Annotated in this window: 24 protein-coding genes; 10 read left to right on the top strand and 14 right to left on the bottom strand. The window is 66.4% G+C overall.

The features are described from left to right. Positions 1 to 88: 88 nt before the first annotated feature. Positions 89 to 823 carry a pyrimidine 5'-nucleotidase gene (locus METLW4_RS0114600; RefSeq protein WP_018266964.1) on the top strand — a complete coding sequence of 245 codons (735 nt, stop codon included), beginning with the start codon at positions 89 to 91 and terminating at the stop codon, positions 821 to 823. On the opposite strand, the gene mazF is transcribed toward METLW4_RS0114600, so the two are convergent. Both mazF and METLW4_RS0114610 read right to left on the bottom strand, forming a co-directional pair. Then, positions 809 to 1,141 (bottom strand): endoribonuclease MazF, encoded by a 333-nt coding sequence (mazF, locus tag METLW4_RS0114605; RefSeq protein ID WP_018266965.1) that lies wholly within the window; start codon positions 1,139 to 1,141, stop codon positions 809 to 811. The genes METLW4_RS0114600 and mazF overlap by 15 nt on opposite strands. Continuing rightward, a complete protein-coding gene (locus METLW4_RS0114610; RefSeq protein ID WP_018266966.1) occupies positions 1,141 to 1,386 on the bottom strand; it encodes an AbrB/MazE/SpoVT family DNA-binding domain-containing protein in 246 nt (81 codons plus the stop codon). Before METLW4_RS0114610 ends, mazF begins: the two co-directional genes overlap by 1 nt. Positions 1,387 to 1,584: 198 nt before the next feature. On the opposite strand from METLW4_RS0114610, the gene METLW4_RS0114615 reads away from it, so the two are divergent. The 4 genes from METLW4_RS0114615 to METLW4_RS0114630 all read left to right on the top strand — a co-directional run bounded on the left by METLW4_RS0114615 (position 1,585) and on the right by METLW4_RS0114630 (position 6,409). Then, positions 1,585 to 1,953: a hypothetical protein gene (locus METLW4_RS0114615; protein ID WP_018266967.1), complete on the top strand. Its 369-nt coding sequence runs from the start codon at positions 1,585 to 1,587 to the stop codon at positions 1,951 to 1,953. 85 nt (positions 1,954 to 2,038) lie between these two features. After that, positions 2,039 to 4,315, top strand: coding sequence for a TonB-dependent receptor (locus METLW4_RS0114620; RefSeq protein ID WP_157235144.1), 2,277 nt, complete (start codon positions 2,039 to 2,041; stop codon positions 4,313 to 4,315). A gap of 10 nt (positions 4,316 to 4,325) precedes the next feature. Beyond that, positions 4,326 to 5,873 carry a PepSY domain-containing protein gene (locus METLW4_RS0114625; protein ID WP_018266969.1) on the top strand — a complete coding sequence of 516 codons (1,548 nt, stop codon included), beginning with the start codon at positions 4,326 to 4,328 and terminating at the stop codon, positions 5,871 to 5,873. A gap of 182 nt (positions 5,874 to 6,055) precedes the next feature. After that, on the top strand, positions 6,056 to 6,409 hold the full coding sequence (locus tag METLW4_RS0114630; RefSeq protein WP_018266970.1) for a hypothetical protein: 354 nt from the start codon (positions 6,056 to 6,058) through the stop codon (positions 6,407 to 6,409). Here the strand turns inward: METLW4_RS0114630 and METLW4_RS24940 are convergent. Beyond that, positions 6,387 to 7,070, bottom strand: a complete 684-nt coding sequence (locus METLW4_RS24940; RefSeq protein WP_018266971.1) for a pentapeptide repeat-containing protein — start codon at positions 7,068 to 7,070, stop codon at positions 6,387 to 6,389. The genes METLW4_RS0114630 and METLW4_RS24940 overlap by 23 nt on opposite strands. A 25-nt stretch (positions 7,071 to 7,095) precedes the next feature. On the opposite strand from METLW4_RS24940, the gene METLW4_RS27825 reads away from it, so the two are divergent. The 5 genes from METLW4_RS27825 (at position 7,096) to METLW4_RS0114660 (ending at position 11,209) form a co-directional block, all read left to right on the top strand. Next, positions 7,096 to 7,248, top strand: a complete 153-nt coding sequence (locus METLW4_RS27825) for a hypothetical protein (protein ID WP_018266972.1) — start codon at positions 7,096 to 7,098, stop codon at positions 7,246 to 7,248. An 81-nt stretch (positions 7,249 to 7,329) separates the two neighbouring features. Then, positions 7,330 to 8,187: a 2,3,4,5-tetrahydropyridine-2,6-dicarboxylate N-succinyltransferase gene (dapD, locus tag METLW4_RS0114645; RefSeq protein ID WP_018266973.1), complete on the top strand. Its 858-nt coding sequence runs from the start codon at positions 7,330 to 7,332 to the stop codon at positions 8,185 to 8,187. Beyond that, on the top strand, positions 8,187 to 8,666 hold the full coding sequence (locus METLW4_RS0114650; RefSeq protein ID WP_018266974.1) for a hypothetical protein: 480 nt from the start codon (positions 8,187 to 8,189) through the stop codon (positions 8,664 to 8,666). The genes dapD and METLW4_RS0114650 overlap by 1 nt, the downstream gene beginning before the upstream one ends. Positions 8,667 to 8,842: 176 nt before the next feature. Continuing rightward, complete coding sequence (locus tag METLW4_RS0114655; RefSeq protein WP_018266975.1) at positions 8,843 to 10,525, top strand: lysine--tRNA ligase; 1,683 nt, start codon at positions 8,843 to 8,845, stop codon at positions 10,523 to 10,525. Between the two features lie 135 nt (positions 10,526 to 10,660). Then, the gene (locus METLW4_RS0114660; protein ID WP_018266976.1) at positions 10,661 to 11,209 is read left to right on the top strand and encodes an RBBP9/YdeN family alpha/beta hydrolase; all 549 of its coding nucleotides are present in this window, start codon (positions 10,661 to 10,663) and stop codon (positions 11,207 to 11,209) included. 125 nt (positions 11,210 to 11,334) lie between these two features. Here the strand turns inward: METLW4_RS0114660 and METLW4_RS0114665 are convergent, their stop codons facing one another. From METLW4_RS0114665 to lepA, 11 genes are all read right to left on the bottom strand, one after another. Then, positions 11,335 to 12,072 carry an ABC transporter ATP-binding protein gene (locus tag METLW4_RS0114665; RefSeq protein ID WP_018266977.1) on the bottom strand — a complete coding sequence of 246 codons (738 nt, stop codon included), beginning with the start codon at positions 12,070 to 12,072 and terminating at the stop codon, positions 11,335 to 11,337. Further along, positions 12,023 to 12,778 carry an ABC transporter permease gene (locus METLW4_RS0114670; protein ID WP_018266978.1) on the bottom strand — a complete coding sequence of 252 codons (756 nt, stop codon included), beginning with the start codon at positions 12,776 to 12,778 and terminating at the stop codon, positions 12,023 to 12,025. Before METLW4_RS0114670 ends, METLW4_RS0114665 begins: the two co-directional genes overlap by 50 nt. Beyond that, positions 12,775 to 13,758 (bottom strand): ABC transporter substrate-binding protein, encoded by a 984-nt coding sequence (locus METLW4_RS0114675; RefSeq protein WP_371212326.1) that lies wholly within the window; start codon positions 13,756 to 13,758, stop codon positions 12,775 to 12,777. Before METLW4_RS0114675 ends, METLW4_RS0114670 begins: the two co-directional genes overlap by 4 nt. A gap of 91 nt (positions 13,759 to 13,849) precedes the next feature. Continuing rightward, on the bottom strand, positions 13,850 to 15,301 hold the full coding sequence (locus METLW4_RS0114680) for a DUF3526 domain-containing protein (protein WP_018266980.1): 1,452 nt from the start codon (positions 15,299 to 15,301) through the stop codon (positions 13,850 to 13,852). Positions 15,302 to 15,309: 8 nt separating this feature from the next. Next, on the bottom strand, positions 15,310 to 16,791 hold the full coding sequence (locus METLW4_RS0114685; protein ID WP_018266981.1) for a DUF3526 domain-containing protein: 1,482 nt from the start codon (positions 16,789 to 16,791) through the stop codon (positions 15,310 to 15,312). Then, positions 16,788 to 17,510: an ABC transporter ATP-binding protein gene (locus METLW4_RS0114690; RefSeq protein ID WP_018266982.1), complete on the bottom strand. Its 723-nt coding sequence runs from the start codon at positions 17,508 to 17,510 to the stop codon at positions 16,788 to 16,790. The genes METLW4_RS0114685 and METLW4_RS0114690 overlap by 4 nt, the downstream gene beginning before the upstream one ends. 252 nt (positions 17,511 to 17,762) lie before the next feature. Further along, complete coding sequence (gene ccrA / locus METLW4_RS0114695; RefSeq protein ID WP_018266983.1) at positions 17,763 to 19,019, bottom strand: crotonyl-CoA carboxylase/reductase; 1,257 nt, start codon at positions 19,017 to 19,019, stop codon at positions 17,763 to 17,765. A gap of 107 nt (positions 19,020 to 19,126) precedes the next feature. Then, complete coding sequence (locus METLW4_RS0114700) at positions 19,127 to 19,381, bottom strand: Txe/YoeB family addiction module toxin (RefSeq protein WP_018266984.1); 255 nt, start codon at positions 19,379 to 19,381, stop codon at positions 19,127 to 19,129. Beyond that, a complete protein-coding gene (locus METLW4_RS0114705) occupies positions 19,378 to 19,632 on the bottom strand; it encodes a type II toxin-antitoxin system Phd/YefM family antitoxin (RefSeq protein ID WP_018266985.1) in 255 nt (84 codons plus the stop codon). The genes METLW4_RS0114700 and METLW4_RS0114705 overlap by 4 nt, the downstream gene beginning before the upstream one ends. A 146-nt stretch (positions 19,633 to 19,778) precedes the next feature. Then, complete coding sequence (locus METLW4_RS0114710; protein WP_018266986.1) at positions 19,779 to 20,141, bottom strand: endonuclease domain-containing protein; 363 nt, start codon at positions 20,139 to 20,141, stop codon at positions 19,779 to 19,781. Between the two features lie 101 nt (positions 20,142 to 20,242). Next, complete coding sequence (gene lepA / locus METLW4_RS0114715; protein WP_018266987.1) at positions 20,243 to 22,048, bottom strand: translation elongation factor 4; 1,806 nt, start codon at positions 22,046 to 22,048, stop codon at positions 20,243 to 20,245. Positions 22,049 to 22,153: the final 105 nt, after the last annotated feature.

A 22,153-nucleotide genomic window follows, 5' to 3' on the forward strand; every position in this document is an offset into this window, starting at 1 on the left:
CGAGGAGCGCAGCGACAAAGCAATCCAGGAGCCGCCTCACGGCTCTGGATCGCGTCGCTCCGCTCGCGATGACGAGGCGGCGCGCGCGATGACGGAGCCCGCCGACGAGCCGCGCCTGCTGACCATCGCCAATCGCTTCGCCCATGTCGACACATGGGTCTTCGATCTCGACAACACGCTCTATCCGGCCTCATCGGATCTCTGGCCGAAGATCGACCATCGGATCACTTTGTTCATGATCCGTCTGTTTGGCCTCGACGGCATGTCGTCGCGCGCGCTGCAGAAGCATTATTACAAGCAATATGGCACGACCCTGCGCGGGCTGATGACCGAGCATGGCGTCGACGCCGACGCTTTCTTGAAATTCGTCCATGACGTCGATCGCTCGTCGCTTCTGCCCAATCATTCGCTGGCGGCAGCGATCGCGGCGCTGCCGGGCCGCAAGCTCATCCTCACCAATGGCTCGCGCGAGCATGCGCTGGACACGGCGAAGCAGCTCGCCATCGATCATATTTTCGAGGATGTGTTCGACATCGTCGCGGCCGATTTCGTCGCCAAGCCGCATGAGAAGGCCTATGAGCGCTTCTTCGATCGTCATGGCGTGGAGCCGAAACGCTCCGCCCTCTTCGAGGACATAGCGCGCAATCTGATTTTCCCGCATGCGCGCGGCATGACCACTGTGCTGGTGACGCCTGAAGCCGGCCATGAAGAAAAGCGCGAATCCTGGGAGATCGCCCATGGCCGCGAGCCTTATGTGGATTTCACCACCAATGATCTCGCAGGTTTTTTGGAAGGGCTGACGGCGACGTCACAAACCCAATAGCGGCCTGATCTTCGCCGTCGCCAGCGCCAGCTCGCTCGCCGACGCCGCGCCCTTCTTCTTCGCCTTGCGCGCGCGCCAGTCGAGGCTCTTCACCTGATCGACGAGGACCGCCGATGGCGTCGATCCCGTGATCGCGACCTCGAAGGGATAGCCCTTGATCTTCGTCGTCATCGGACAGCAGATCATCAGCCCGGTTTTGGCGTTATAGGCTTTCGGGCTCAGCACGAGCGCGGGACGATGCCCCGCTTGCTCATGGCCGGCCTGCGGATCGAAGCTCAGCCATACTATGTCGCCACGCTCGGGCGTATAGGCCGCCATTAGAACGCCTCGCGCCCGACAGGCGGCCCGAAGCTCTCCTCCTCATGCAGGTTTTCAGGCGTCACACCTGCGAGAAGATCATCGAGAGAGAATTCAGGCGCCGCGAGCGGTTCGATAACCACGCTGCCGCCTTCGACGCGCACCTCGACAGTCTGGTCGATCTCGAGGCGCGCCTGCTCCATGACGGCCGAGGGTATGCGCACCGCCGCGGAGTTGCCCCATTTCTTGACGATCGCTCGCATCATGACCCCCAAAGTATCTACAATGTAGAAACATAGGATTGGAACGCCGCGCCGTCAAGCCATTCCCCATCCCATTCAGAAACTGTCACATTTTCGCAACGGAGCGGCATTCTTTGCAGCGCTGACTTGACTGTATAGCGCACGCTATCTTCAAATGCGGCAATGATGCGAGCGGGGGCACATCGGCGTTTGAGGGCGAGCGTGATCGCGCGCGCGCTCGCCTGTCTGCTCATGCTGCAAGGCTTCATCGTCGCGGCGGGGCCGAGTCTCGCCGAGCGAACGAGCGACGCCGCCGGCTGGAGCGAAGCGCATGCGAGCGAGCTCTGCGCTGGCCAGAACGGCGCCGAAAATCCGCTGAGCGACCATTCCTCCTGCGAGCGCTGCATATTCTGCACGCTCGGCGCACGCGGCGTCGCGCTGACCCTCGCGGCGCTCTGGCGCGTGACGGCAATCTCGCCGCCGGAACCAGATTCGCGCCTCGCGCCACGCAGCGCCGACGCGGCCGAGCCCATGACGCCGCCCGGCTGGGCCAGCACCTGGTCGTCGCGCGCGCCGCCCTCCTTCTCCTGATCCGAAACGAATCGCGGCTCTCTCGCCGCATCTTTCCATCGGAATCGCGCGCGCCCGCGTGGCGTCGCGCCAGGAGCAATTTCACATGTCTCGCAACGCCCTCATGCGCGGCGCATCCGCCGGCGCGCTGACTTTCGTCGTCTTCTCTCCCGCCCTCGCGCAGGAAGCCCTTCCCGCTATCGACATCGCTGGCGAGCATCGCCCCGTCGCCGGCCCCTCACGCGGAAAGCTGCAGCCGCCGAATGGCAAGCTGCAGCTCGATGTCGCCTCGCAAACCGGCAGCCGCCTCGGCCTGACGCCGCGCGAAACCCCCTCCTCCGTCTCTATCGTCGATCGCGCGACCATAGAGGCGCGCGGCGCGCAGACGACGCAGGAGGTCATTCAGCGCATGCCGGGCGTCATCGCCTCCGACCCGCCGGGCTCGGCCGGCTCGATCAGCCTGCGCGGCTTCGGCACGTCGTCGGTGACGCAGATGTTCAACGGCATCACCGTGCAATATGACGCCATCGCCGGGCGTCCGGTCGACAGCTGGCTCTACGACCGCATCGAGCTTCTCGGCGGCGCCTCCTCCTATCTCTACGGCCAGGGCGCCGTCGGCGGCGCGGTGAATTACGTCAGCAAGGTCGCCACGCGCGGCGAGGAGCGCAATGAGGCGCTGCTGATGGGCGGCATGTGGTTCAATCGCCGCGCCTCCTATGGCTTCAACAAGCAGCTCGACGAGAATAATTGGCTGCAATTCGACATCAGCCACAAAGGCTCGCAAGGCTGGGTCGAGGATTCCAACCATAATTCCGGCGCCGGCTCCATTTCCTGGCTCACCGATATCGCGCCCGGCCTCTCCAACACGGTCGCCGTGGAGTTTCAGAGCGAGCAGCGCGACGCCTATTGGGGCACGCCGGTTCCGCGTCCGCTCGGCGGAACGGGAACGATTCCCTGGGGAACCTTCGGCCTGCCGGTTCTCGATCTCAAATTCGATCCCGGCGTGCGCTTCAAAAACTACAACAGCCTGAAGCCGGTCTTCGACCAGCAGGTGCTGTGGACGCGCGACATAACGGAATACAAGCTCGACGAGGAGACGAGCTTCAAAAACACTTTCTATCTCTATCGCGCCGATCGCCAATATCAGGACGTCGAATCCTATCGCTACAATGCGACGAACACGCTGCTCGACCGCAGCTCGTCGCTGGCGACGCGCCATATTCAGAGCCTGATCGGCGACCGGCTGGAGGCGACGAACGAGACGGTGATTCTGGGCTTCAAATCGAAGACGATCGCCGGCGTCGATTATTCGCTGAATGAGCAGACGCGCAATCCGAGCCTCGAATCGGGACTGACCGTCGATACTGTCGAGCCCTATGGCTATCAGGCCTATAAGCTCTATCAGGACAATCCGAGCGCCACGAGCTATGTGGGCGGCGCGCGCAGCAAGCTCTACACGCTGGCGCTCTTCGCCGAAAATCGTCTGTCGCTGACAGAGCAATTGCATCTCGTCACCGGCCTGCGCTGGGAGAAGATCAGCCTCGAGCGCTTCAATTACCGCATTCCCACCGCGCCGAGCGCCTCCAACCCCTTCGGCGATCCCGCCTATTTCGGCAAAGGATATGAGCCGATCACCTGGCGCGCCGCGCTGATGTACGACGTGACCAAGGAGGCCAATGTCTATGTCTCCTACAGCACGGCGGCCGATCCGCCGTCCGGCATTCTGCTCACCAACAGCGCCGGCAATTTGCGCAATTTCGATCTCACCACCGGCTGGCAGATCGAGGCGGGAACGAAGCTCGATTTCTGGGAAGGCAGAGGCTCCGCGACGCTCGCCGGCTATTTCATCGAGCGCAACAATGTCACCACTTCCGATCCGGCCAACCCCAACAATGTCATCAATGTCGGCAAGCAAGCGTCGAACGGCATAGAGGCCAATATCGGCGTGCAGGTGCTGGATAATCTCAGCGTGCAGGGCAATGCGGCCTGGATCAATCCGAAATTCGAGAGCTTCGAGGAGGCGGCGACGATCGCCGGAACGACTCTGCGCGTGTCGCGCGCCGGCAATCGGCCGACCAATATGGCGCGCTGGATCGCCAATGGCTGGATCACCTGGGATTTCCTGCCCGATTGGCAGGCGACCTTCGCGGCGCGCTTCGTCGGCGATCGTTTCGCGGACAACGCCAACACCATGCGCATACCGGCCTATACGACTTTCGACGCCGGCCTCTCCTGGCGCATAACGCCCAATGCGAAACTGACCGCCATGCTGAAGAACATGACCGACGCCGCTTATGTCGAATGGGCGACGGGCGGCTCGGGACCGCTGCTGCGGCTCGGCCAGCCGCGCACGGTCGAATTGTCGCTGAAGATGACCTTCTGAGGAGGCGGACATGAAGAGATATCTCTATCTCACTCATCGCTGGCTCGGGATCACGGCCTGTCTCTTCATGGCCATGTGGTTCTTCTCCGGCGTCGTCATGATGTATGTCGGCTATCCGAAGCTGCTGCCGTCCGAGCGGCTGGCGGCGCTGCCGCCGCTCGATGCGGCGCGCTGCTGCATCGATCTCTCCCGCGCTTTCGCCGCTGCGGGAGAGGGCGGCGCGCCGCAATCCGTCCGCCTCACCAGCATCGCCGGCGCGCCGACTTTCATCTTCGAGCGCCGCGCGAAGGACAGCGGCCCGCAATTCACGGCGGCGCGCGCCAGCGACGGCGCGCGCGTGACCAGCGTTTCAGAAGAGAACGCCATCGCCGCCGCGCGCGCCTTCCTCGGCGGCGAGGCGAGCTATGACGGAATCGTCGACGAAGACCAATGGACGCATTCCAAAGGTCTCGACGGTCTGCGCCCGCTGCATCGCGTCTATATGTCCGATGCGGATTCGACGCTGCTCTATGTCTCTTCCGTCACCGGCGAAGTGGTCCGCGACGCGACGCGGACGGAGCGCCTGTGGAACTGGGCCGGCGCCTGGATCCATTGGCTATACCCGTTCCGCGGCGGCTGGCTCGACGCCTATTGGCACGATATCATCGTCTATTCCTCGCTCGTCGGAACCGTGCTCGCCATCACCGGCCTCGTCGTCGGCGTCATGCGCTGGCGTTTTCGCGCGCCCTATAGGACCGGCGCGCGCACGCCCTATCGCGAAGGCATGATGAAATGGCACCATATCGTCGGCCTCATCGGCGGCGCGACGGCGATCACTTTCGTCTTCAGCGGCCTGATGTCGATGAACCCGTGGAAAATCTTCGAGACCAGATCGGCCTTCGACGCCAAAGCCTATTACGGCGGCGCGCTCGCGCCCGAGCGCTTCCATCTGTCGGTCGCGCAAGCGCTGACGAAATTCGCCGATGATGGATTCGCGGCGCGCGAGCTCGAGCTGCGCGTCATCGACGGCGCCGGCTATTATGTCGGCTTCGGCGCCGGCGGCGCGACGCGAATCTTGCGCGCCGAGGCCGACGCCGCGCCCACCTTCACGCTGCCGCTCGAGGAATTGAAGCGCCTCGGCGCGCGGCTCGTCCCCGGCGCCAAGGTCACGGCGGCGACGGTGATGGAAAATTACGATTTCTATTATTTCGCGCGCGCGCCGCACACCATGCATGGCGACGTCGACAAGCGGCTTCCCGTGCTGCGCTTGGAATTCGACGACGCCGCTGGAACCTGGGCGCATATCGATCCGCATACGGGCGCCGTGCTCGGCAAGCTGGACTCTGGCCGCCGCGCGAGCCGCTGGCTGTTCGCCTTTCTGCACAGCTGGGATGCGCCCGCGCTGCTCGCCGCGCGGCCTTTGTGGGATGTCTTCATGCTTGCGCTCAATGGCGCGGGCTTCGCGCTCAGCGTCACCGGAATCGTGATCGGCTGGCGGCGGCTGAAGCGCAAATTCGGCGAGCGCAGAGCGCCGGCGCGATCGGCGTCGCCGAGCTTGGCGCGATCGAGCCGCGCATGACCACCGTGCTGGCGACGCCTGACGCCCGGCCATGAGGAGCGCCGCGGGCTGGCGGAGGGCTAACCCCGCGGGGCCGACCGAGCCCACCGACATGGAACGTCATTTGCGTAATCGGCCAGCGAGGCGCGCTTCGACGAATTGAAGCCGCCTCGAAGCCTTTTCGATGGTTTGGGGAGCGAGCCATGGTCGATTCGATTGGCGCCGTCGTGGTGGGAACGTTCGGCCTCGCGGCGGAGGCGGCAGCCAAAGGCGCGGCGGGCGCAGCCGTCATCGACGGCTATGACGCCCTGAAGTCTGGCATTTCCGCTTTCGCCAAGAGGGAGATCGCCGAGCTGGAGCCGCGGCCGCGTTCGATCGGAATGCAAATCGCCGTCGCTGAAATCATCGACGCCCAATCGGAGGAGACGAAAACGGCGCTTTGCGTCCTCGCCGCGACGCTCGTCGCCCGGCTGAGGGACAGCGCTCCGGCCGCCGGACTCGACATCGACCGCCTCGCCGCGCTCGAAGCGCAGCTCAGCGCCCTCGCTCCAAAATAGGGGCCGCCGGCAGGCGCGCGCTGTCGAGATCGGCGCCGTGGAAGCTCGCGCCGGCGACATCGGCGCCGGAGAGATCGGCGTCGCCGAGCTTGGCGTGATCGAGCCGCGCATTGCGCAGGCTCGCGCCGGCGAAGCGCGCCGAGGCCAGCACCGCATGGGTGAGATTGGCGCCGGTCAGATCGGCGCCGTCGAAGATCGCGGCGGTGAGATCGGCGCGCACCGGGACCATGCCCTGATTGGCGGGATCGGCGCCGAGATCGGCTTCGATCAGCTTCGCCTTCACGAAACGCGCGCCGCGGCCGCCGCCGATGATGCGGGCGCGCGTCAGATCGGCGCCGGAAAAATCCGCCTCGTCGAGAATGGCGGCATAGAGGATCGCGCCGGAAAGATCGGCGCCCGAGAGATCGGCCTCGCGCAGATCGGCGCGGGTGAGATTGGCCTCGCCGAGCCTTGCACCGACGAGCTTCGCCCCGGCGAGCCGCGTGGCGAAGAGATCGGCGCGCCGCAGGTCCAGCCCCGAGAGATCGAGGCCGGAGAGGTCGAGATCGGTGAGCGCCGCCGGCTTTCCGGCGGAGGCCGCGATCAGCTGCTCTATATCGGCGCGGCTCCGATCCGCCGCCGCGGCCGCCAGCGGCGCGAGACTCAGGAGGACGACGGCCAAAAGGCGTCTCGCTCGGGCCGAGGACATGATGAAGGCTCCCTCGCTCTGCGTCGCTTCTGCGGCGACGGCGGGCGAGCCTACCCCCGAGACGCCGCCCCGGCTGCGGGAAAGAATGCGCGACGCGCGGGAAAGACGTCCCGCCGCCGGCGCGGCGATCGGCCCCTATTTCCGCGATTGACAGGGCCGCGGCCTTGCCGCCTATAGCCCTGACCCTTTCTGCGGGCCGCCTGCCCGCGACCTCTCGGAGCTGGACGATTTCATGCCGCACACTGGTCTCGAGAATCTCATCACCACCGCCTTCGAAGACAGGGCCAATATCGACGCCTCCACGCAGGGCGACATTCGCCACGCGGTCGAGAGCGCGCTGCGTCTGCTCGACGCCGGCAAGCTGCGCGTCGCCGAGAAGATCGAGGGCGCGACCGGCCCCGGCTCCTGGAAGGTCAATCAATGGCTGAAGAAGGCGGTTCTCCTCTCCTTCCGCCTCAATGATATGAGCGTGATCGAGGGCGGGCCGGGCGGCGCGAGCTGGTGGGACAAGGTTCCCTCGAAATTCGCCGGCTGGGGCGCGGCCGAGCATAAGGCCGCGGGCTTTCGCTCCGTGCCGGGCGCGATCGTGCGGCACTCGGCCTTCGTGGCGCCGGGCGTGATCCTGATGCCCTCCTTCGTCAATCTGGGCGCCCATGTGGACGCCGGCACGATGGTCGACACCTGGGCCACCGTCGGATCCTGCGCGCAGATCGGCAAGAATGTGCATCTTTCCGGCGGCGTCGGCATTGGCGGCGTGCTGGAGCCGCTGCAGGCCGGCCCCACCATCATCGAGGACGACTGCTTCATCGGCGCGCGCTCGGAGATCGTCGAGGGCGTCGTCGTCGGCCAGGGCTCGGTGATTTCCATGGGCGTCTTCATCGGCGCCTCGACCAAGGTGATCGACCGCGCCACCGGCCAGATTCACATCGGCTATGTGCCGCCCTATTCGGTCGTGGTGTCGGGCAATCTGCCGGGCAAGCCGCTGCCGGACGGCTCGGCCGGGCCGTCGCTCTATTGCGCCGTCATTGTGAAGACCGTCGACGCGCAGACGCGCGGCAAGACGGCGATCAACGAGCTGCTGAGGGACTGATGGAGCTGCCCTCGCGCGAGCGCCTGAGCTTCCTCTATCGCACGGAGGAGGGAAGCCTCGACCGCGCCGGTTGGCGTTGCGGCGCGGCTGGCCTTCTGGCGGTCCTCGTCCCGCTGACGCTACTCTGGCTGGCGCTCTTCCCCTATACGGATCACGACCTTGCGAAGGACCCGTTCTTCGTTTGGCAGACGGTGGCCGCCTACGCCTATCTCACCTTCTATGCGCTGGCGATTCTGCTGATCGCCGTGAGCTTCGTGAATCTCTCGGCCAAGCGCTTCCGCGCGCTCGGCCGGCCGGCGCCGCTGCTGCTGGCCGGACTCCCGCCCTTCGTCGCGCTGGTGGCGGGCGCCATGCACTGGCTGCAGCCGCGCGTCGCCGAGGTGATGCCCTATTGGCCCGTGGCGCTCACCGATCTCGCGCTCGCCGCGGTCGCGCTGTGGGTGGGGTATGAGCTGGGGGTGAGAGAGGGCGGGGACTGACGGTTTCGCCTTGCGGCGACAATAAGCAGCCCTCATGCTGAGGAGGCCGCGCAGCGGCCGTCTCGAAGCACGAGGGCTGCGATGCCGATCGAAGCCTCGTCCCTCCACCGCGTTGACGCCTCCGCCCGGCGCCCATAGTGTGCGCCCCTCTTCGCAACCGCAACAAAAGCCGCATCATGCCCACGTCCGAGCCCTTGCCCGCCGATCTTCTCGAAGCCGCCCGCGTCTCGCCGGCTTGGCCGTTCGAAGAGGCGCGCAAGCTCGTCAAACGCGTGGCAGAGACCGGCCAGACCAGAGTGCTGTTCGAGACCGGCTATGGCCCCTCGGGCCTGCCGCATATCGGCACTTTCGGCGAGGTGGCGCGCACGTCCATGGTGCGCCACGCCTTCGAGGTGCTGACCGAAGGAAAGATCGAGACGCGCCTGCTCGCCTTCTCGGACGATATGGACGGGCTGCGCAAAGTGCCCGACAATATCCCCAATAAGGAGCTGGTCCGCGCCCATCTCGGCAAGCCGCTGACCAAGGTGCCGGACCCGTTCGGCACGCATGAGAGCTTCGGCGCGCACAACAACGCCCGCCTGCGCGCCTTTCTCGACGCTTTCGGCTTCACTTACGAATTCGCCTCCTCGACGGACTATTACACCTCCGGCCGTTTCGACGCCGCGCTGCTGCATATGCTGGCGCGCTATGAGGAGGTGATGAAGATCATGCTGCCGACGTTCCGCGAGGAGCGGGCGGCGACCTATTCTCCCTTCCTGCCGATTCACCCCGTTACGGGAATCGTCATGCAGGTTCCGCTCGATTCCATCGACGCGGCGGCGGGGACCGTCTCCTGGCGCGATCCCGAGAGCGGCGACGCCTTCGTCACGCCCGTCACCAGCGGACACTGCAAGCTGCAATGGAAGCCGGATTGGGCGATGCGCTGGTATGCGCTCTCCGTCGATTACGAAATGGCCGGCAAGGACCTCATCGATTCGGTGAAGCTGTCCTCCGCCATCGTGCGCGCGCTCGGCGGACGGCCGCCAGAGGGCTTCAATTACGAGCTCTTCCTCGACGAGAGGGGCCAGAAGATATCGAAGTCCAAGGGCAATGGCCTCACCATCGAGGAGTGGCTGACCTACGCCAGCCCCGAGAGCCTCGCGCAATTCATGTTTCAAAAGCCGAGCGCGGCGAAGAAGCTCTATTTCGACGTCATTCCGCGCAATGTCGACGATTACCTCTCCTTCCTCGAGGCCTATCAGCGGCAGGCGTGGAAGGAGCGGCTCGGCAATCCGGCTTGGCACATCCACTTCGGCGCGCCGCCGGAGCCGGAGACGCTCGCCCATGACGGCGACGCCAAGGGGACGGCGATCTCCTTCTCCATGCTGCTCAATCTGGCGACCGTCGCCAATGCGGAAGACCCGTCCGTCCTCTGGGGCTTTCTGCGCCGCTATGCGCCGAATGTGTCGCCGCAGAATCATCCGCGCCTCGACAAGCTCGTCGGCTATGCGGTCGCTTACTTTCGCGACTTCGTGCGGCCCGCGAAAAAATATCGCGCCGCCGACGATGTGGAGCGCGATGTGCTGACGACTCTTTCGCAGACGCTGGCGTCGCTGCCGAAGGACGCCAGCGCCGAGGATATTCAGACCGCGCTCTATGATGTCGCGCGCGCCGTGCCGCGCTATCAGGATTTGAAGGCCAAGGGCGCGACGCCGGAGCGGCCGGGCGTGTCGAACGACTTCTTCAACATGCTCTATGAGGTTCTGCTCGGCGAGAGCCGCGGCCCGCGCTTCGGCTCCTTCGTCGCGCTGTTCGGCGTCGAAGAGACGCGCGGCCTCATCACTAAGGCGCTCGCCGGGGAATTGACGAAGGCCGCTTAGGCGGCCGCTTTCTCGCGGCCGTCATTGCGAGCGAAGCGAAGCAATCCAGAAGCCGTGAGGCGGCCCCTGGATCGCTTCGTCGCTTCGCTCCTCGCGATGACGGTGTCCTAGAGCAATGGAACAGGAGCGACGAACATGCGCGCTGCGGACGCCGACATTCTGATCCTGCCGGGGCTCGGCGGCTCCGGCCTCGAGCATTGGCAGACGCGCTGGGCGAAGAAGCTCTCCACCGCGCGCTGCGTGGCGCAGGCGGATTTCGACGCGCCGCGATTTCCCGAATGGATCGAGAGCATAGAACGCGAGATCGCCGCGGCGACGCGCCCCGTGGTGCTGGTCACGCATTCGCTCGGCGGCATAGCGGCGCTGCATGTCGCCGCGCGGGGGAGCGACAAGATCGCCGCCGGCTTTCTCGTCGCGCCGCCCTCTGAGCGCGCGATCAACGAGCTCACCGCGATCGACCCCGCCTTTCTGCCGATTCCGCGCGAGCGGCTGCGCTTTCCCGCGCTGCTCGTCGCCAGCTCCGACGATCCTTATGCGGAGGCGGATTTCTCGCGGGCCTTGGCGCAGGACATAGGCGCGGAGCTGGTCGACGCCGGCGCGGCCGGGCATATCAACGCGGAAAGCGGCCACGGCCCTTGGCCGGAAGGCTCGCTGCGCTTCGCGGGGTTTTTGTCGAAGCTGTAGCGCGCCCCCTCCCTCACCCTCCCCCGCTTTGCGGGAGAGGGAGGCGACGAGGTATCGCGAAGCTTCGATGAAGCGCCGAATCTACCCCCTCTACCGCGAAGCGGGGGAGGGCTGGGGAGGGGGCCTCAGCGCCCGCGCATCGCCTCGATTTCCCTGCGCGCCCGCACCTCCAGCGCGTCCGCGGCGTCCTTCGTCATCAGCTTGCGCGGCGTCGTCACGTCGAGCGTCGCGCCGACGCGCGAGGGGCGCGGCGACAGAAGAAAAATAACGTCGGCCAGCTCGATCGCCTCGCGCAGATCATGGGTGACGATCAGCGTCGTCACATGCCGCTCGTCGATGAGCGCCGCGATGCGCGCGCGCAGATCGCGCGCCAGCGCATCGTCGAGCGAGACGAAGGGCTCATCCAGCAGCAGAAGATCGGGCTCGATCGCCAGCGCCCGCGCAATGGCGACGCGGCGCGCGAGGCCGAGCGACAATTCGCCGGGAAAATGCTGCGCGTGCTCCTCGAGCTCCAGCGCGGCGAGCAGAGCGGCGAGCGCTTCCTCGCTCGCCAGCGGCGCCGCGATGCGCAGATTGTCGATGACGCTGCGCCAAGGCAGCAGCCGCGGCTCCTGAAACACCATGCCGAGCCGCCCGCCGGCGGGAAGCCGCACCGCGCCGGAAAACTCCGTATCGAGCCCGGCGATGATGCGCAGCAGTGTGGTCTTGCCGCAGCCGGACGGGCCGACGACGGCGCCGGCGCGGCCGACGGGGAGCGAAAGCGCGAAGTTTTCCAGCGCCCGCTGCGGCCGGCCGCCGGCGGACAGATAATCCTTATGCGAGACCCTGACCTCGAGCAGGGCGGCGGCGCCATCGCGAGACATGTCGTTCAAAGGGCTGCACCAGAAGAGTTTCGACGGCGAGCATCAGCAGGACGAAGGGAATCGCATAGGCGAGCAGCAAACGCACGTCGAAAAGCTGAAACGCCATATTGATCTCGAAGCCGACGCCATTGGAGCGGCCGATCAGCTCCACCACCAGCACGATCTTCCACACCAGCGAGAGGCCCGAGCGCGTCGCCGCCGCGATATAGGGCGCGAGCTGCGGCAGGACGATATGCCGCAGCCGCGCGGCCGGGCGCAGGCGGAAGACCTCGGCCATCTCGTCCAGCTCGTGATCGAGCGCGCGAGCGCCTTCCCGCATCACGACGATGGCGTTGGGCAGCTTGTTGAGCGCCACGGCGCCCACCGCCGCCACCTCGGTGAGGCCGGCCCAGAGATAGGCCAGCACGATGACCACCAGCGCCGGCAGATTGAGGAGGATGACCAGCCAGGGATCGAACAGCCGATCCAGCGCCGGCCGCCGGCCCATGGCGTAGCCGAGCGCGGCGCCGAGACTCATGGCCAGCAGAAAAGCGGCGGCGACGCGCGCCAGTGTCGCCGCGAGATTGGTGAACAGCGCGCCGCTCTCGGCCTCATGGGCGATCGCCTCGAAGACGGGGAGCGGCCCCGGCAGGCGGCGCGGATCGGAAAACAGCGCCGCGCCCTGCCAGAACGCCAGCAGCAGCGCCAGCGACAGGAGGCGGATCACCGCACCGCGCTCGCCGCGGGCTCGTAGAAAGTGCCCGCGGGCAGGGTCTTCGCCGAGCCGACCAGCGCCGGGCCGCCGATCTCGGCGAGGGTGGCGTAGAGCCCGGCGGCGTCCTCCCGCTCCTCCGCGACGCTGCGGGCGGGAATGCCCTCCACATAGCTCTTGCGATAGAGCGCGAGCACGGCGGGGTCCTTGGCCGGAATGCGCTGCATGGCGGCGCGCCAGGCGGCGTCGGAGGTCGCGATCAGATGGCGCGCCTTGTCGATCATGGCGAAGAAGCGGGCCAGCGGCGCGGGGCTCTTCGCGGCGAAGCCCTCGTCGAACACATAACCGGTGACGACCGGCGCGCCCTTGGCGCCGAGCGCCGTCTCCACCTTGCGCAGATCGATGACACGGGAGAGGCCGCGCGCCTCGAGATCGGCGGCGAAATTCCAGAATTCGAGCGCGGCGTCCAGCTCGCCCTCGGCGGCCTTCTCGGCGATGAGCGGCGGCGCGCCGTAGACGATGGTGGCCGATTTCGTGAGATCGACGCCCTGCCGCTGCGCATAGGCGCGCAGCAGCAGCCAGCTCTTGTCGAGCGGGCCGCCGGCGACGCCGAGCTTCTTGCCGGAAAGATCGGCGACGCTCTTCACGGCTTTGTCGCGCGCCATCAGCGCGCCTATGGCGGTGGAATGCGGATAGAAGGTGAGCTTGGCGCCCTCGGAGCGCTGGCGCGCCACCCACAGCCAATCGGAGACGACAATATCGACGGAGCCGCTCTGAATGGCGATCTTGGCGGCGTCCGTGTTGGCGAGCTCTGTGACCGTCAGCTCGAGCCCCGACTCCTTATCGAGCCCGAAGGCGGAAACGACGGCGAGCTCCCAAACGCCCGAGCCGGTCTTCTGCAGCCCGAGGCGGAGCCGGTCGGCCGCGCGCGCCGGCGCGCTGGCGAGAAGCGCGACCAGCGCCGCGAGCAGGAGCTTTTGGAAGATCGGTCGCAAGATGAATCCCGCCTGTTTGGTTATTCCCTCACGCGGCAGGATAGCACAATTCGCGGAGCGGGCGCGCAAAACGCCCGCGACGCTGCGTCGCTCACGCCGCCTTGCAGCGCCGCAGTCCCCGCCACGCCAGCACGGCCAGCAGCAGAGCCGGCAGCCCCACGCCCGCCGCGAGCGCGGAGGCGACGCCGGCCGAGGCGCTCGCCGCATCGGCGCTCGCGGCGAAGCGCGGCAGGGCGGCGTAATCGGCTTGCGTCAGCGCCTCGCCCGCATGGGCGCGCGACCAGAAGAAATCGCGCCAGCGCTTGTGGAAGTCGTCGAGCCGAGCGGAGAATTCCGCATAGCGGCGATCGCCCGAGCCGGCGATATCGGCGAGGGAGCGATACATCAGCAGCGCCGGGGAGAGAAAGGACAATTGGTCGGCGAGCGCGCGCTGGCGGGCGAGCTGCGCCTCGTGACGCGCCATCACTTCCTCGACGCGGGCGTTGGCCGTCTCCAGCACGGCGAGGCGGCGGATCGTGCGCTCCTTGGCGTCGCCCAGCTTCATCTCCGCCGCCGCAGCGTCGGGGTGCTCCTCGGCGTAGCGGGCGAGGGCGGCGTCGCGCTCGCGATCGGCGTCGGTCGTCGCGGCGCGCGCGGCCAGCGTCATCTCCGAGCGGGAAGGCGACGGATAGAGCGCGTCGGCGAGCGTGTTGACGGCGGCGGGCGCGATCATGGTGACGCCGGCCCAGACGGCGATGAGCGCCAGCGCATTATAGGCGGAGCTTTTGCCGAAGCTGTCGACGACGGCCGCGAGCAACGCCCAAAAGGCGCCATAGGCGAGGATCGCCGCGATGAGCAGCGCGAAAGCGCCGGAGCCGAGCGGCTCGGCCCCGCGCAGAAGATAGACGCCGGCGCAGGTCGCCGCGGTCATCGCCGATATCGGCAGGCCCGCCCGCGCCGCCAGCTTGCCGAGCAGAACGGCGGTCGGGCTCTCCGCGCTGGCGAGGGTGAGGGCGAGCGTGCCCTTCTCGCGCTCGCCGGCCGAAAGATCGAAGCAGAGCGCGAGAATCGTCAGCGGAAACACGAAGACGAGGACAAAGGCGAGATCGATCGAGCCGCTGGCGAGATGCGCCGGGTTCTCGATCTCATCGGCGAAGAGGAAACTGTCCTTGGTCCCGCTCGTCACTTTCAGCGCGGCGGGGAAAAGATCGCTCTGCCCCGTGGCGACGATCGCGAGCGGCGTCGGCTCCAGCGCCGCCACCGCCGCCGCAGAGCCGCCGCCGACAAAGGCCGCGTTGCGCGGATCGCGATAGGGCGGCGTCTCGCCCTTTGCGCGGCCGGCGTCCAGATCGGCGAGCGCCTTGCGCAGCGAATCGAGGCGCAGCGTCTCGTCGCGCCGCGCATCCTCTATCGCCGCTTTTTGCGCGGCGATGCGCTCGGCGCCGTCGAAAAAGGCGAGCGCGCTCATCGTCGCGATCGCCGCGAGCACGGCCCATGCGGCGGCGTCGCGCCGCAGAAGCCGCCATTCGAACCGCCATGCGGCGAGAAATGCAGAGAAGATCATGGCGGGCCTCACAAGGGTCTGAGGCGCCGCGCGGCGAAGCCGGCGAGCGCTGCGGTCAGCACGGCCCAGAGCGCGAGCGCGACGAGATCGCCGCGCGCATGGGAGAGCGCGAAAGAGACGGCCGGCGCGGCGTAATCGAAGGAGGGAATGCGCTCCCACATGTCGCGCGAAGCGACATAGGAGGCGTCGCCATAGCGGGCGTTATGGATGAGGTCCTCGCTCGCCGCCGTCTGAATGCGGCGCCGATGCGCCTCCGCCGCGGTGGCGAAATCATATTGGTGCCAGGAATCCGTTCCCGAGAAGCTCGTCGAGAAGGGCTGCATGGCGAGCGCGGGGAAGAGAAAGCCCGGCGCCGCGCGCAGCCTGTCCTGCGCGTCGAAACCGGCCTGCAGCGCGCCGAAATGCTTGTCGAAAATGACGAAGCCGTTCTCGTCGTCCTTGCGCAGCGCCAAGCCGCGGAAATTGACCGGCAGATCCTCTATGCGCGAGACGCCATATTGCGCCAGCACGCTGTCGCGAAAGGCGATGAAGCTCGGATGCGTCTCGTCATGGCCGAAGGTCTTGTTCTTGTCCTCGGCGATGGCGTTGCGGAACTCGAGCGCCGTGGGCAGCGGCGCGACGCGCTTGGCGACATCGGTCATCACGCGCGGGGCGAGAAAACAATTGGCGAGCCAGAAAGCCAGCAGGAGCACCAGCGCCGTGCGCGTGGACTTCGAAAAAGCCGACACGCCGAGCGCGAGAAAGACGAAGCCTGCGAGATAGAGGCCATAGCCGAAGGAGAGCGCGAGCAGCCGCTCGAGCTGATCGGCGACGGAGAAGTCATGATCGGCGAGGAAGAGCGTCGCCAGCACGGCCGCGGCGAAAGCGGGAATGAGCAGGACAGAAAGAGCGCCGAGCGCGGCGAGCGCCTTGCCGGCGAGAATATCGATAGGCGAGGCGCCGAGGCTCATCAGCTGGCGCAATGTGCCGCGCTCGCGCTCACCCGCGAAGCCGGCGAAGCCGAGCAGAACCGCGACCAGCGGCATGACCGTCTGCAGCACAAAGGCGAATGACAATCCGCCGAGCCGCGCGCCGACGCCGGCGTCGCGCGCCGCGCGAAATTGCGCCTCGTTCTGCTTATGCGCCTCCAGCCAGACCGCCTCGCCGACATAGGCGTCGACGCCCGGATCGGCGAGCGCCAGCGGGCTCTGCGGCTTGAAGGCGTATTGGCCGAAATGCGCGGCGGCGTGCGGGTTCTTCGCGCCCTGCCCTGTCCACAGCGCGCGGTCGGTCGCGGCGGCGGCGGCGCGTTCGCGATCCAGCCGCATATGCTGCGCGGCGCCGAAAGCGAGCGCGCCGAGCATCAGAAGGAAGACGAGGCCGAACAGCCAGGCGAGGCGGCTGTCGCGGCGCAGTTCCGCCCATTCCTTGAGGGCCACGGCGCGGGCGACGCGCCAACGGCCGGCGGGCGCCTGCGCCGCAGGCGCTTTCGCGACGACGATCTCGCTCATGCCGCCGCTCCTCTGAACTGCTCGAGATAGGCCCGCTCGAGGCCGAGATGATCGACGTCGTCGGCGCCGAAGACGGAGACGAGCCGACCCGCCTGCATCACGCCGATGCGCGTGCCGCATTGCTTGGCGAGGAAGAGGTCATGCGTGACCATCAATATGGCCATGCCCTGCTTGCGCAGCTTCTCGACCAGAGCGGCGAACTCATTGGCGGCGAGCGGATCGAGGCCGGAGGTGGGCTCGTCGAGCAGCAGCGCCTGCGCGCGCCGCGCCAGAGCGACGGCGACGCCGACCTTCTGCCGCATGCCCTTGGAATAGCCGGAGACGCGGCGGAATGCCGCCTCCTCCGCGAGCCCGGCCTCGCCGAGGAGGGCGAGCAATTCCGCCCGCGCGAGGCGGCGGCCGCCGGAAATCTCGGTGAAATATTCGAGATTCTCGAGCCCGGTGAGCGCGCCATAGAGCATCACCGTCTCGGGGATATAAGCGAGACGACGCCGCGCCTCGAGCGGCTCGCGCGCCGAATCGACGCCGCCGACTAGCGCCTGGCCGGAAGTCGGCGCGATGAAATTGAGGAAGAGATTGACGGTGGTCGTCTTGCCGGCGCCATTGGGGCCGAGCAGGCAGAAGGCCTCGCCGCCGGGAATATGCAGATTCAGCCGGTCGAGGGCGGGGCGATCCGCCTTGCCCTCATATCTCTTGGTCAGCTCGCGCGCTTCCAACATGCGAAATCGCCTCCCGACGCCGAGGGCCGTTCTCGCAGCTTTCCGCGCAGAGCGTGGGAAGTCGTCTCGAAGCGCCCGTCCGACCCGGCATCACATCGGCGCGCGCTCGCACGATACGACAACGCAGTCACGCCCGATCGGCAGTGCTGGCCTCTGTGCTGTCGTATGCAATTAACAAAAATCTTTCATGTGGCTCGGCGGCTGTCAATCGCTCGGGCTCAGCTCGCCCGAGCGATTGACATGCTGTTCACGTCACTTCTTCCCCGCAGCCGCGACCACATCCTCGAGGCTGCGCAGGCCGGTGGTCGGGGCGTTGACCAGCACGGCCATATTGCCGGGGGCGTGCTCGTTCTTCCACATTTTGGTGTGGGCGTGCGGGATCTTCGCCCAGGTGAAGACTTCCGACAGGCAGGGATCGACGCGGCGGTCCACGACGAAGCGATTGGCGGCGGCCGCCTGCTTCAGATGCGCGAAATGCGAGCCCTGAATGCGTTTCTGGCGCATCCACACATAGCGGGCGTCGAAGGTGAGGTTGAAGCCGGTCGTGCCGGCGCAGAACACCACCATGCCGCCGCGCTTCACCACCATGCAGGAGAGCGGGAAGGTCTGCTCGCCCGGATGCTCGAAGACGATGTCGACGTCCTTCTTGCCGGTGATGTCCCAGATCGCCTTGCCGAAATTGCGGGCGGCCTTGGACCAGTCGTTGAACTCCGGCGTGTTGACCGTCGGCAGTTGGCCCCAGCAGCCCTTGAAGTCCTTGCGGTTGATGACGCCCTTGGCGCCCAGCGAGAGCACATAGTCGCGCTTGCTCTCGTCCGAGATCACGCCGATGGCGTTGGCGCCGGCCGCCGCGCAGAGCTGCACGCCGAACACGCCGAGACCGCCCGAGGCGCCCCAGATGAGGACATTGTCGCTGGGCTTCAGCCGATGCGGCTCATGGCCGAACAGCATGCGATAGGCGGTGGCCAGCGTCAGCGTGTAGGAGGCCGACTCTTCCCAAGTGAGGTGCTTGGGGCGCTCCATGAGCTGACGGTCCTGCACGCGGCAGAATTGGGCGAAGGAGCCGTCCGGCGTCTCATAGCCCCAAATGCGCTGCGAGGCGGAGAACATCGGGTCGCCGCCATTGCACTCCTCGTCGTCGCCATCGTCCTGGTTGCAGTGGACGACGACCTCGTCGCCGACCTTCCAGCGCTTCACCTTGGAGCCGACGGCCCAGACGATGCCGGCGGCGTCGGAGCCGGCGATGTGATAGGGGAGCTTATGGACGTCGAGCACGGAGATCGGCTGGCCGAGCGCAGCCCAGACGCCGTTGTAATTGACGCCGGCCGCCATCACCAGCACGAGCACGTCATGGCTGTCGAGCTCCCAGGTGGGAACCACCTCGAGCTGCATCGACTCCTCGGGCGGTCCGTGCCGCTCCTTGCGGACGACCCAGGCGTGCATCTTGGCGGGAACATGGCCGAGCGGCGGAATCTCGCCGATGTCGTAGAGGTCTTTCAGTTCGGTCAACGTCTGGCTCCTCGGGGAACTCTTATCGGGCCGGCGGCGGGGCCGAGGGCGCCATTGATATACGGCCGGCTTTCGCCTGAACAGAGGGATATTCGGCCGGGGTGACTCTAGTAATGATATCGGCACTGGGCGATCAACAAGCTCTCGCCCTCGACACGATAGACGAGCCTATGCTCGAGCGTGATGCGCCTGGAGTGCCAGCCACGCAGATCGCCGCGCAGAGGCTCCGGCTTTCCCGTCCCCGCAAAGGGCGTGCGCTGGCATTCCCTGATGAGCGCGTTCAGCCGTCCGAGAGTTTTTGCGTCCTGCGCCTGCCAATAGAGGTAATCCTCCCAGGCCTGCTCCGCGAAGACGAGCTTCATTCCGAGAGCTTATGCTCTTTGCCCTGGCCGGCGTCGAGCTGCTCGATCGCCCCGCGCAGCCGCTCGGCGTTGCGGGGGCTCTTCAACAGATGCGCGGTCTCCTCATAGGAGGCGAAATCCTCGAGCGAGATGAGCACGGCGGCCGGCTTGCCGCGGTCACGGGTGATGACCACGGGCTCGTGATCCTCGGTCACGCGATCGAGCGTCGCGGCGAGATTCTTGCGGAGGTCGCTGTAGGAGGTGGTGCGCATAGAGGGAATATGTACGTGATTGCGTACGGCCGCAAGCCCCTCACGACAATTTCGAAAGTCTCGGGGATTTCCGCCCGGCCGAACGCCGGGCGCGGCCTGCCCCTCTCCCCGCCTGCGGGGAGAGGCTGGGTGAGGGGCTCGGGCGATCAGGCAGACACTTCGTCGAGCGCGCGGAGAATTGCGTCTGCGACCACTTCCGCATTCTCATAGACGGCCTGGTTCGTGAAGCGGATGATGCGATAGCCTTGCGCGCTCAGGAAGGCGCTGCGGCGCGCATCGCCGGCGATCTCTTCCGCGCTCGAATGCGTTTCGCCGTCGATCTCGACGATCAGCCTTCGCTCGCGACAAATGAAATCCGCGATGAAAGGGCCGATGGGCTCCTGCCGAATGAATTTGAAGCCGCCGAGGCTCCTGTTTCGCAGACGGCTCCAAACGATCTTTTCCGCGGAGGTCGCCTCCCGCCGAAGCCGGCGCGCGCGACGAGTCTCTATCAGCCGCAGCCCACGCACGGAATGTCTCCGCTAATCTCCAGGCCCCTCACCCGGCCTCTCCCCGCGAGCGGGGAGAGGGGACGGCTCGGCGCCGCCTTCTGGAATCCGCCTGCCGGAGATCAATCCTCCATCTTCAGCGCCGCGATAAACGCCTCCTGCGGAATCTCCACGCGGCCGAACTGGCGCATCTTCTTTTTGCCTTCCTTCTGCTTCTCGAGCAGCTTGCGCTTGCGCGTGGCGTCGCCGCCATAGCACTTCGCGGTCACATCCTTGCGGAAGGCGCGCACCGTCTCGCGGGCGATGATCTTGCCGCCGATCGCCGCCTGAATCGGCACTTGGAACATATGCGGCGGGATCAGCTCCTTGAGCTTCTCGCACATTTGCCGCCCGCGCGAATCGGCGCGCGTGCGATGCACCAGCATGGAGAGCGCGTCCACCGGCTCGGCGTTCACCAATATGCTCATCTTCACGAGATCGCCGACGCGATAATCGGTGATGTGATAATCGAAGCTGGCGTAGCCCTTGGAGATCGACTTCAAGCGATCGTAGAAGTCGAACACCACCTCGTTGAGCGGCAGATCATAGACCGCCATGGCGCGCTTGCCGACATAATTGAGATCGACCTGCACGCCGCGCCGATCCTGACAGAGCTTCAGCACCGCGCCGAGATAATCGTCCGGCGTCATGATGGTGGCGCGGATCCAAGGCTCGAGAATCTCGTCGATCTTCACCACATCCGGCATGTCGGCCGGATTGTGCAGCTCGATCTCCTCGCCATTGGTCAGCTTGATCTTGTAGACGACCGAAGGCGCCGTCGCGATGAGATCGAGATCGAACTCGCGGCGCAGACGCTCCTGAATGATCTCGAGATGCAGCAGCCCCAAAAAGCCGCAGCGGAAGCCGAAGCCGAGCGCCGCGGAGGTCTCCATCTCGTAAGAAAAGCTCGCGTCATTGAGGCGCAGCTTGCCGATGGCGGCGCGCAAATCCTCGAAATCGGCGGCGTCCACCGGAAAGAGGCCGCAGAACACCACCGGCTGCGCCGGCTTGAAGCCCGGCAGCGGCTCCGCGCATTGCTTTTTGTCTTCGGTGATGGTGTCGCCGACGCGCGTGTCGGCGACCTGCTTGATCTGCGCGGTGATGAAGCCGACCTCGCCCGGCCCGAGCGAGGCGACGTCCAGCATTTTGGGCTTGAACACGCCGATCTTGTCGACCTCGTAATGGGCGTTGGTGCCCATCATGAGAATCTTCTGACCCTTGCGCATGCGCCCGTCGATAACGCGCACCAGCACGACGACGCCGAGATAGGCGTCGTACCAGCTGTCGACCAGCATCGCCTTGAGCGGCGCTTCATCGTCGCCCTGCGGCGGCGGCAGGCGGGTGACGATCGCCTCCAGCACATCGGGAATGCCGATGCCGGTCTTGGCGGAAATGAGCACGGCGTCGGAAGCGTCGAGGCCGATGACGTCCTCGATCTGCTCCTTGATGCGGTCGGGCTCGGCCGCCGGCAGATCGATCTTGTTCAGAACCGGCACGATCTCGTGGCCGGCGTCGAGCGCCTGATAGACATTGGCGAGCGTCTGCGCCTCGACTCCCTGGCTGGCGTCGACGACGAGCAGCGAGCCTTCGCAGGCCTTCAGCGAGCGCGAGACCTCATAGGCGAAGTCGACATGGCCGGGCGTGTCCATGAGGTTCAGGACGTAATCCTTGCCGTCCTTGGCCTTATAGTCGAGGCGCACGGTCTGCGCCTTGATGGTGATGCCGCGCTCGCGCTCGATATCCATGGAATCGAGCACCTGCTCGACCATATCGCGCGCGGCGACGGTCCCCGTCGCCTGGATCAGCCGGTCGGCGAGCGTCGACTTTCCGTGGTCGATATGCGCGACGATGGAGAAATTGCGGATATTGTCGATTTTGCGCGTCGTCATGGCGGCGGGGATAGCAGCGCCGGGGGGCGAAGGGAAGCGGATTTGACAGAAGCGGGTGGGCTCTGCTCCTCTCGCGCCCCCGCTCCCCGAGACGTCAGGCGCCGC

This window comes from Methylosinus sp. LW4 (genome assembly GCF_000379125.1).
In the GTDB taxonomy this organism is placed as follows: domain Bacteria; phylum Pseudomonadota; class Alphaproteobacteria; order Rhizobiales; family Beijerinckiaceae; genus Methylosinus.

Coding starts and splice junctions, on each gene's coding strand:
- METLW4_RS0114600 (WP_018266964.1), top strand. CDS start 89: ATGACGGAGCCCGCCGACGAGCCGCGCCTGCTGACCATCGCCAATCGC.
- mazF (WP_018266965.1), bottom strand. CDS start 1,141: ATGGCGGCCTATACGCCCGAGCGTGGCGACATAGTATGGCTGAGCTTC.
- METLW4_RS0114610 (WP_018266966.1), bottom strand. CDS start 1,386: ATGATGCGAGCGATCGTCAAGAAATGGGGCAACTCCGCGGCGGTGCGC.
- METLW4_RS0114620 (WP_157235144.1), top strand. CDS start 2,039: ATGTCTCGCAACGCCCTCATGCGCGGCGCATCCGCCGGCGCGCTGACT.
- METLW4_RS0114625 (WP_018266969.1), top strand. CDS start 4,326: ATGAAGAGATATCTCTATCTCACTCATCGCTGGCTCGGGATCACGGCC.
- METLW4_RS0114630 (WP_018266970.1), top strand. CDS start 6,056: ATGGTCGATTCGATTGGCGCCGTCGTGGTGGGAACGTTCGGCCTCGCG.
- METLW4_RS27825 (WP_018266972.1), top strand. CDS start 7,096: ATGATGAAGGCTCCCTCGCTCTGCGTCGCTTCTGCGGCGACGGCGGGC.
- dapD (WP_018266973.1), top strand. CDS start 7,330: ATGCCGCACACTGGTCTCGAGAATCTCATCACCACCGCCTTCGAAGAC.
- METLW4_RS0114650 (WP_018266974.1), top strand. CDS start 8,187: ATGGAGCTGCCCTCGCGCGAGCGCCTGAGCTTCCTCTATCGCACGGAG.
- METLW4_RS0114655 (WP_018266975.1), top strand. CDS start 8,843: ATGCCCACGTCCGAGCCCTTGCCCGCCGATCTTCTCGAAGCCGCCCGC.
- METLW4_RS0114660 (WP_018266976.1), top strand. CDS start 10,661: ATGCGCGCTGCGGACGCCGACATTCTGATCCTGCCGGGGCTCGGCGGC.
- METLW4_RS0114665 (WP_018266977.1), bottom strand. CDS start 12,072: ATGTCTCGCGATGGCGCCGCCGCCCTGCTCGAGGTCAGGGTCTCGCAT.
- METLW4_RS0114680 (WP_018266980.1), bottom strand. CDS start 15,301: ATGATCTTCTCTGCATTTCTCGCCGCATGGCGGTTCGAATGGCGGCTT.
- METLW4_RS0114685 (WP_018266981.1), bottom strand. CDS start 16,791: ATGAGCGAGATCGTCGTCGCGAAAGCGCCTGCGGCGCAGGCGCCCGCC.
- METLW4_RS0114690 (WP_018266982.1), bottom strand. CDS start 17,510: ATGTTGGAAGCGCGCGAGCTGACCAAGAGATATGAGGGCAAGGCGGAT.
- METLW4_RS0114700 (WP_018266984.1), bottom strand. CDS start 19,381: ATGAAGCTCGTCTTCGCGGAGCAGGCCTGGGAGGATTACCTCTATTGG.
- METLW4_RS0114705 (WP_018266985.1), bottom strand. CDS start 19,632: ATGCGCACCACCTCCTACAGCGACCTCCGCAAGAATCTCGCCGCGACG.
- lepA (WP_018266987.1), bottom strand. CDS start 22,048: ATGACGACGCGCAAAATCGACAATATCCGCAATTTCTCCATCGTCGCG.